Origin of the sequence: Chroococcidiopsis sp. [FACHB-1243] (assembly GCF_014696895.1) — a bacterium.
Lineage (GTDB): Bacteria > Cyanobacteriota > Cyanobacteriia > Cyanobacteriales > Chroococcidiopsidaceae > Chroococcidiopsis.
In genome coordinates, this window is record NZ_JACJQX010000101.1 from 1 (window position 1) to 7,526 (window position 7,526).

Sequence of the window (7,526 nt, forward strand, 5' to 3'; positions counted from 1 at the left end):
CATTGACGCAGCGATTGGAGCGAACCAACGGCATTCTTCGTCAACAGACAGGACGCTGGCACCGCCGACAAAACATGAGAGATTGCGGGGGGAAGGATTCCTCCCGCAACTCTCGCAAATTTAGCAAGGTTTGGGAGCAGACTGAGGTAACTCTGAGACTCGTCCTGAGCTAGTTCAATTGGTATGGTCTGCATTCGTGCCTTGGAACTACAGCCGCACAGCGAGCAGAGTTAACCGATCGTGCTTGGACTTGGAATGATATCGCTACCTATCCCACACTTTTGTAGGGCATGATCTACGATCTTCAGTAGAAACAGAAATTGATTTAGATTCAAGGAGCGCAATGGCTGTATCTCCTGAAAAGAGTACGCGTTCGAGCTTGTATGAACAAGATTTTGTTGCCTGGGCGACTGGGCAAGCAATGCTGTTGAAACAGGGGCGATTTGAGGAGCTAGATTTAGAAAACTTAATTGAAGAGGTAGAGTCTTTGAGTCGGTCGGATAGACGAGCGGTAAAAAGTCAATTGATTCGAGTGTTGAAGCATTTATTAAAACTTAACTACCAATCCAATGCCTTCTACTACCTCAACAGCTGGCGCAGCAGCGTGGTAGAAGGACGATCCCAAATTCAACTCATCATAGAAGACTCTCCCAGTCTCAAGCCCTACTTAGAAGAAATCTTGACTCAATGTTACGAACAAGCAGTAGACCAGGCTAGTAGTGAAACTGGATTGAGCGCAGCGACTTTTCCTTCGGCGTGCGTGTATTCTTTGGATCGAGTGTTAGACCCGCACTTTTTCCCTCAATCGACTGATGAAACGGGTGCTTGAGGCAAAGGAAACAGTTTTGCGATCGCCTCTGGGTAATGTTGTAGATGAGTTGATAAATGTATTATCATAGGCAGCGAGATGTTGGCTCAAACGCTTAACTTATGGCTATCATTCCTCTTCGTTGTCCTCACTGCTACGGATGTAACCTCTCTAAATTTGGTAAAACTCGAACGGGCAAGCAAAGATACGCGTGTAACAATGCTGAGTGTCCCTACCACACTTTTACTTTAGAACCTCACGCTTATCCAGGTCGTCGTCAAGAAGTTAAAGCACAAATTGTGGATATGGCTGTCAATGGCAGCGGAATCCGGGATACAGCAAGAGTTTTAGGGGTTAGCACCTCTACGGTGATTCAGGAATTAAAAAAAAAGAAGAACAACTAGAAAGTGTTAATTCTAAAGTATTAGAAGCCATTAATACAGATACTGCCATCGTAGTAGTGCAGCGAATAGAGATCGAGCTAGAAACAGCAGAGAATGAAGCGGACAAAGTAGTCAAGAAAGCTGAAGTCGATGAAATGCAAAGCTTTGTTGGGAGAAAGGAAAAGAGCGCGTTGGTTATGGCATGCAATAGACCATAGTACAGGAGAAATATTAGCTTATGTGTTAGGTTCACGACAGGATGAAGTGTTTCTGAAACTAAAGAAGTTGCTAGAGCCTTTCGGAATCACAAAATTTTATACAGATGGTTTAAAAACCTACGGAAGGCATCTCTTAGGAGAGATGCGACAAGTTAGTAAGTAGAAGATGCAGAGAATTGAGAGAAAGCATTTGACATTAAGAACAAGAATCAAACGATTAGCAAGGAAGACAATCTGCTTCTCCAAATCGATTCAGATGCATGATTTGGTAATTGGGTTATTTATCAACAAGTATGAGTTTAAAGTAGAAATCTAAAGTTGGTTCAACTCATCTACAACACTACCTGGCAATCCAGTGATGAGTATGGATACAAAAAAAGAGAATTGATTGGCAACTTGTACCGAGATGGAACACTCTACACTCAAGAACCGATTGAAGTGTTTGACCATGATTGGGCAACGCTTGCAACCGGGGTTGCTATTCCTCATGGGTTGTACGACATGAGGAACAATGTGGGCTACATCCAGATTGGTACCAGCCATGATACCAGCGAATTTGCCTGTGACTCTATTCGCTACTGGTGGAATACCTATGGCAAGCAACGTTACCCATTGGCTGATTCCATTTTGTTGCTTTGTGATGGAGGAGGTAGCAATAGCTCGCGCCATTACATCTTCAAGCAGGACTTACAGGCATTGGTCAATGAATTGGGAATTTCGATTCGCATTGCCCACTACCCGCCCTATACCTCCAAGCACAATCCCATTGAGCATCGCTTGTTTCCCCATCTGACTCGTGTGTGTCAGGGTGTGATTTTTGACAGCGTGCAGACGGTGCAAGAATTGATGGCAACTGCAACCACTCGCACAGGACTCAATGTGTTTACGACAATTCTCGACAAGACCTATCAAACAGGTAGAAAAGTTGCTCTTGACTTCAAATCAACCATGAAAATTGTCTTTGATGAATTCTTGCCTCAGTGGAATTACACTGCTCAGCCAGAATTACAGGTTATTTAATCCACGATCCTTAGCAGTCTGTTCATGAAATTTTGTAGAATCTAAACATAAGATATAACTTAAGTCGGATGCAGGAATTTAGAACTATAAATTTAAAACTGGAAGCAGAGTTATTTTTCCAGCAGGGATTGCGTCAGAATCAAGCAGAAAAATATGAAGCAGCGATCGCCCTTTTTGACACAGCACTGAAGTACCAACCCGATTATGCTGAAGCCTGGTCCCAGCAGGGCTTGGCGCTAGGAAATTTGGGTCGTCACGCGCAAGCAATTACTAATTTTGACCAAGCCTTGGCTATTCAACCAAATGCCTGCTGGGTGTGGCACAACCGAGGGATTGCGCTAGGTAAGTCCGGTAAATACGCCGCTGCGGTTAACAGCTTTGACCGCGCGACTGAGTGCAATCCGAAGATCTCGACTTTTTGGCACAACCGAGGCATTACCTTAATTGACTGGGGTAACTACGAACAGGCAGTCAAGAGCTTTGACCGGACGTTGGAAATACGACCAGATAGCTATTGGGCTTGGTATAACCGAGGGATTGCACTAAGGCAGTTGCAGCGATACGAGCAAGCACTAAACAGCTTCGACCAGGCTATTGAGTTCAAACCAGATTTTTCCCTAGCTTGGCACGATCGAGGAAGAACATTGAGTGAGTCGGGCTGTTATGAGAAGGCAGTCAAGAGCTTCGATCGAGCTATAGAGATCGATCCAGACTACAAGCAAACTTGGTACGGCAAAGGTATTGCCTTGGAGAAATTAGGGTACGACTCCCAAGCGATCGCCTGTTTCGATCGAGTAAAGTTTTTGTCCAAATAGAATTGCTGTTGGAATAGCAATATAGATAACAACGACCCACTTCCAATACTTCGCTTTGCTCCCGCACTCTAGTAGAACAGATACTGATGAAACAGATTCTAGATGAAAAACTACAACTTGCACCTGCGATCGCTTCAGGGCGAACCAGCGAGCAAATTCTGGCAGAAATCGAGTCAAAATTTGGTTTTGTCCCACCCTTCTTCGGACCGGCCCAACAGAATCCCCAGGTTTTGGAAAACTTATGGCAACAGACGCTGAGTGCGTATGTGAATAATCCATTGTCAGCTCGGTTCAAAGAAAAGCTTTCCGCCTACCTCTCACGCTTCTGCGCCGTTCCTTACTGCATGATTTGCCATAGTTGTACCCTACGTCCTCTAGGGATGAGTGCGCGGGAAGTGTTAGAGTTGCTGGAAACACCTCCCCCAGTAGAAACTGACATCGACGAGCACCTCAATTTGCTAGCAGCGCAGCCCGAGTCGCTCGCAGCTCTGCTAGAATCAAACACGAAACTTGAAGACAGCCTATTTTACTGTTCGATATTTATTGCCTTACAAGACTCTTCCGAGCATTGTCGTCAAGAGCTACGCCAGCTTCTAGGTTCTGTAAACTACCAGCATTTAGTTGCGTTTATCGCTTACACCAAATCATGCCATGTGTGGATGGAAGCCTACCCAGAAGTTGCCTTAGAAGCAGATCGGCGAGTCCAAGAGCATCTCGGTGCCTTACTCGAAGACGAGCCTGCTTTGGCTGGCTTCTTCCGCAACTACAGACAGAAAGTCAAGCGCGAACAGCAGAGTCGAGCGCAACAGTTGGCTGAGCTTGCCGAGCGCCAGCGTCAGGAAGAAGCCTGGCGACAGCAACGACAGCAAGCCGAGCGAGAGCGGCTGGTGGCACAGATGGCTCAACGCATCCGTCAGTCATTGAATCTAGAGGAAATTTTAAGCACTACTGTGTCTGAAGTCCGGCAGTTTCTTCAGAGCGAGCGGGTGTTTATTTACCGCTTCGAACCGGACTGGAGTGGCTTTGTAGCAGTAGAATCTGTAGGTTCTAGATGGGCTTCTATCCTGGGAATGAAATGCAAAGACTCTTTTTTCGGAGAAACTTCTGGTCGGGAGCTTTACAAACAGGGACGAACCCATGCTACAGAGGATATCTACGCATCAAGGTTATCCAAATGTCATGCCGATTTACTGGCTCAGTTTCAAGTTAGAGCCAACTTGGTGGTACCAATTGTGCAAGGGGAGAAACTGTGGGGATTGTTAGTAGCTAATCACTGTTCGTCACCGCGGCAGTGGCAGCAGATGGAGATCGATTTGCTCAAGCACTTGGCAACCCAGGTGGCGATCGCCATCCAGCAATCCACGCTGTTTGAGCAGGTTCAAACCGAATTGGTCGAGCGCCAGCGCTCGGAAGAGAAAATCCGCGAACAAGCTGCCTTGCTGGATGTTGCCAGCGATGCAATTACCGTGCAAAATCTAGAGGGGCAAATCCTATTCTGGAATCAGGGGGCAGAGCGTTTGTATGGTTGGAAGGCACAGGAAGCCCTGGGACAGAGTGCTGATTTTCTCTACCAAGAAACTTCGCTGCCACTCCAACAAGTCCAGGAATTGACGCTCGATCGCGGTTCGTGGCAAGGTGAGTTGTATCAAGTCATCAAATCTGGTAGAGAAATTGTCGTTAATAGCCGCTGGACGCTAGTGCGCGACGAACAGGGGCAACCAAAATCAATTCTCGTCGTCAATACCGATGTTACTGAGAAAAAACAACTCGAAGCGCAATTCTTGCGTGCCCAACGACTGGAGAGCATTGGTACCCTTGCTAGTGGCATTGCTCACGACTTAAATAACGTACTAGGACCCATTTTGATGGTCGCTGAACTGTTGCAGGAGAAAATCCCCGATTCGCTTACTCAGCAGTTGCTGGCGGAACAGAAAGCTAGTGCTAAACGCGGGGCGGCTTTGGTCAAGCAAGTGCTGTCGTTTGCGCGAGGGCTGGAAGGTAAGCGCACGATTCTTCAGCTGCGGCACCTGTTAATGGAAATTAGGCAGATTGCCAAACAAACATTTCCTAAATCAATCGAAATTTACACGGATATATCGCCAAACCTTTGGACTGTGTGTGCAGATGCGACTCAGCTACATCAAGTGCTGATGAACTTAGTAGTTAACGCCCGCGATGCGATGCCAGACGGTGGAACGTTGAGTATTCATGCTGAGAACCTATTCATTGATGAAAACTACGCTCGGATGAATCTGGAAGCCTCTGTTGGTCCCTACAGCGTCATTACTGTTTCGGACAGGGGAATGGGTATTGTGCCTGAAATCTTGGAAAGAATCTTTGAGCCATTTTTTACGACTAAAGAGGTGGGCAAAGGCACGGGGCTGGGTCTTTCAACCGCGATCGGCATCATCAAGAGCCATGGCGGTTTTGTTACCGTGGAAAGCTCGGTGGGAGCTGGCACCCAATTCAAGGTGTACTTGCCAGCGGTGGAAGGCACTCAACAGCAGCAAGCAGAAGCTCGGGAACTACCAAAAGGACACGGAGAATTAATTCTGGTTGTAGATGATGAACTCGCCATTTGTGAAATTACGAAAATATCGCTGGAAAACTACAACTACAAGGTACTTACAGCTAATAATGGAATTGAGGCGATCGCGCTATACGCCCAGCATAAAAATGACATTAATGTATTGTTGACGGATATGATGATGCCAGATATGGATGGTCAAACAACTATCCGTATATTGCAAAAAATGAACCACTCGCTCAAAATAATTGCTACGAGCGGACTAGCATCAAATGATAAGGTGGCTGAAGCCGCCGGTGTTGGTGTGAAAGCATTTTTGTCCAAGCCCTACACAGCACCGGAATTACTGCAAACTTTATCCTCGGTACTGGGTGCTAAATCAAGTCAGTTTTCTCCACACCAGTAGTCTTATGAATGCTTTGCTTGTATAACTGTTGGGAGTTTCAAGCGAGAGTAGTGTAATCAAAAAGTTACAATTGGAAGATGTGTTTTCAGAAAGTCAGCTTATTGACAATGAACTACTGTTGTTCAACCATCTCAATTCACCGTATTTGCAATAAGCACTCGCTCTAGAAGGAAAACGACCGCAGCAACTTTTTGATGACGCTTCCGACCACTATTGCTTCACAGGCAGAAATTGCACTAAACAGCAAAATTAGTCTCCCGTTTCTCGATTCAGCGTTGCCAACTCTCATCACTAAAAAGGAGGTGTTATCAAGCTGTGGAAGAAGCATTAAATGGCTATTCCAAACTCATAGCGATTAATAAATAGTCCAATAACAATATCGTGCATCGTAACAGTTTTAGAAAAACAAATTGTTTGTCGAGCTAAACGTTTAATCCGCGTACGTAAATTTATATGCTTACTTTCTATTTTCTGGGTGTTTTGCTTGCCGACCTCATGTTTATTAGCTTCTAAATGCCGCTCGTCAGCGCCCCAACCATCTGTGTAAAAGCGACTAATTCCCAATGGCTCCAGTAGTTGTTTTAACTTAAGAAATACTTCATCCTTACGTCTCCCAAAGACGTAAGCTAAAACTTTTCCACTACTATAGTCAATAGCATGCCATAACCATCGTGGATTATCCTTATTGCCGACATAACTCCACATTTCAGTCATGTGGATTGTCAAGGGGATTTACTACAATTAGCTCAATTATTATGACTCATGCCAAATCCTGCTCCAAATCGAGATGTAGCTTGATTCCAGAGCCTCCTCGACAATCAGTCATTCGTAGTCACTGTCGTAACAGTGCTACACTTTCCTCTTTCGTTTTGAAGGGGGCTGCGCCTCAAACATCACAACGTGGTTGCTAAGCACTCACCGAAATGTGGACGGGGTCACAGCAGTAAAATCTGTCGATGCATTCTGAAATCAGTCTGAAATTTTCGCGCTATCTAATTAAAATAATCGCTGTTGAGTCTTTAAGCTGTAAGGGCTTGAGAAACTTGGTATTCCATCTGGTATGGCACTCCTTGGTGGAAGGCTGCTCGAATCCGACCAATCAATTTTCTGGCAACCGCAACAATTGCTCGCTTTTTCCCAGTGCGAGGATAGAGTCTGTTAAAGAACTCTCCTAATGCTCTATCCTTCTCAATCGCCCGCCAGGCGCTCTCTACTAGTATTCCTCTCAATCGACTATTTCCTTGTCTAGGCGTTGTCGTAGCAATCGTACAAAAACTGACGCTAAGAAAAACTTTGCCTAAAAGAGAACCTGGCTAGCACCTTTTGAGTAAGCTAAAACCCTGACTCTT

At 45.5% G+C, this 7,526-nt stretch carries 7 protein-coding genes and 1 pseudogene; 6 read left to right on the forward strand and 2 right to left on the reverse strand.

Annotation, left to right across the window (positions count from 1 at the left end; genetic code table 11):
* The 6 genes and pseudogenes from H6G17_RS31615 to H6G17_RS33780 form a co-directional block, all read left to right on the forward strand.
* Window positions 1-287 (forward strand): annotated as a pseudogene (locus H6G17_RS31615) (hypothetical protein); the annotation flags it as partial.
* 56 nt (window positions 288-343) lie between these two features.
* Window positions 344-829 (forward strand): DUF29 domain-containing protein, encoded by a 486-nt coding sequence (locus H6G17_RS31620; protein WP_192162608.1) that lies wholly within the window; start codon window positions 344-346, stop codon window positions 827-829.
* Between the two features lie 101 nt (window positions 830-930).
* A complete protein-coding gene (locus H6G17_RS33075) occupies window positions 931-1,212 on the forward strand; it encodes an IS1-like element transposase (RefSeq protein ID WP_199317174.1) in 282 nt (93 codons plus the stop codon).
* Window positions 1,213-1,727: 515 nt separating this feature from the next.
* Complete coding sequence (locus H6G17_RS31630) at window positions 1,728-2,429, forward strand: ISAzo13 family transposase (RefSeq protein ID WP_192162610.1); 702 nt, start codon at window positions 1,728-1,730, stop codon at window positions 2,427-2,429.
* 68 nt (window positions 2,430-2,497) lie between these two features.
* Window positions 2,498-3,244: a tetratricopeptide repeat protein gene (locus H6G17_RS31635; RefSeq protein WP_192162611.1), complete on the forward strand. Its 747-nt coding sequence runs from the start codon at window positions 2,498-2,500 to the stop codon at window positions 3,242-3,244.
* A gap of 86 nt (window positions 3,245-3,330) precedes the next feature.
* On the forward strand, window positions 3,331-6,177 hold the full coding sequence (locus H6G17_RS33780; protein ID WP_192162614.1) for a GAF domain-containing protein: 2,847 nt from the start codon (window positions 3,331-3,333) through the stop codon (window positions 6,175-6,177).
* 327 nt (window positions 6,178-6,504) lie between these two features.
* Here H6G17_RS33780 and H6G17_RS31645 read toward each other — a convergent pair whose 3' ends face one another.
* Complete coding sequence (locus H6G17_RS31645) at window positions 6,505-6,891, reverse strand: IS1 family transposase (RefSeq protein ID WP_199317177.1); 387 nt, start codon at window positions 6,889-6,891, stop codon at window positions 6,505-6,507.
* Window positions 6,892-7,196: 305 nt separating this feature from the next.
* Window positions 7,197-7,406, reverse strand: a complete 210-nt coding sequence (locus H6G17_RS31650; protein WP_199317178.1) for a hypothetical protein — start codon at window positions 7,404-7,406, stop codon at window positions 7,197-7,199.
* Window positions 7,407-7,526: the final 120 nt, after the last annotated feature.

What these genes read in the sequence shown, in the direction of transcription:
- H6G17_RS33780 (WP_192162614.1), top strand. Translation starts at nt 3,331, where the DNA reads ATGAAACAGATTCTAGATGAAAAACTACAACTTGCACCTGCGATCGCT.
- H6G17_RS31620 (WP_192162608.1), top strand. Translation starts at nt 344, where the DNA reads ATGGCTGTATCTCCTGAAAAGAGTACGCGTTCGAGCTTGTATGAACAA.
- H6G17_RS33075 (WP_199317174.1), top strand. Translation starts at nt 931, where the DNA reads ATGGCTATCATTCCTCTTCGTTGTCCTCACTGCTACGGATGTAACCTC.
- H6G17_RS31635 (WP_192162611.1), top strand. Translation starts at nt 2,498, where the DNA reads ATGCAGGAATTTAGAACTATAAATTTAAAACTGGAAGCAGAGTTATTT.
- H6G17_RS31645 (WP_199317177.1), bottom strand. Translation starts at nt 6,891, where the DNA reads ATGACTGAAATGTGGAGTTATGTCGGCAATAAGGATAATCCACGATGG.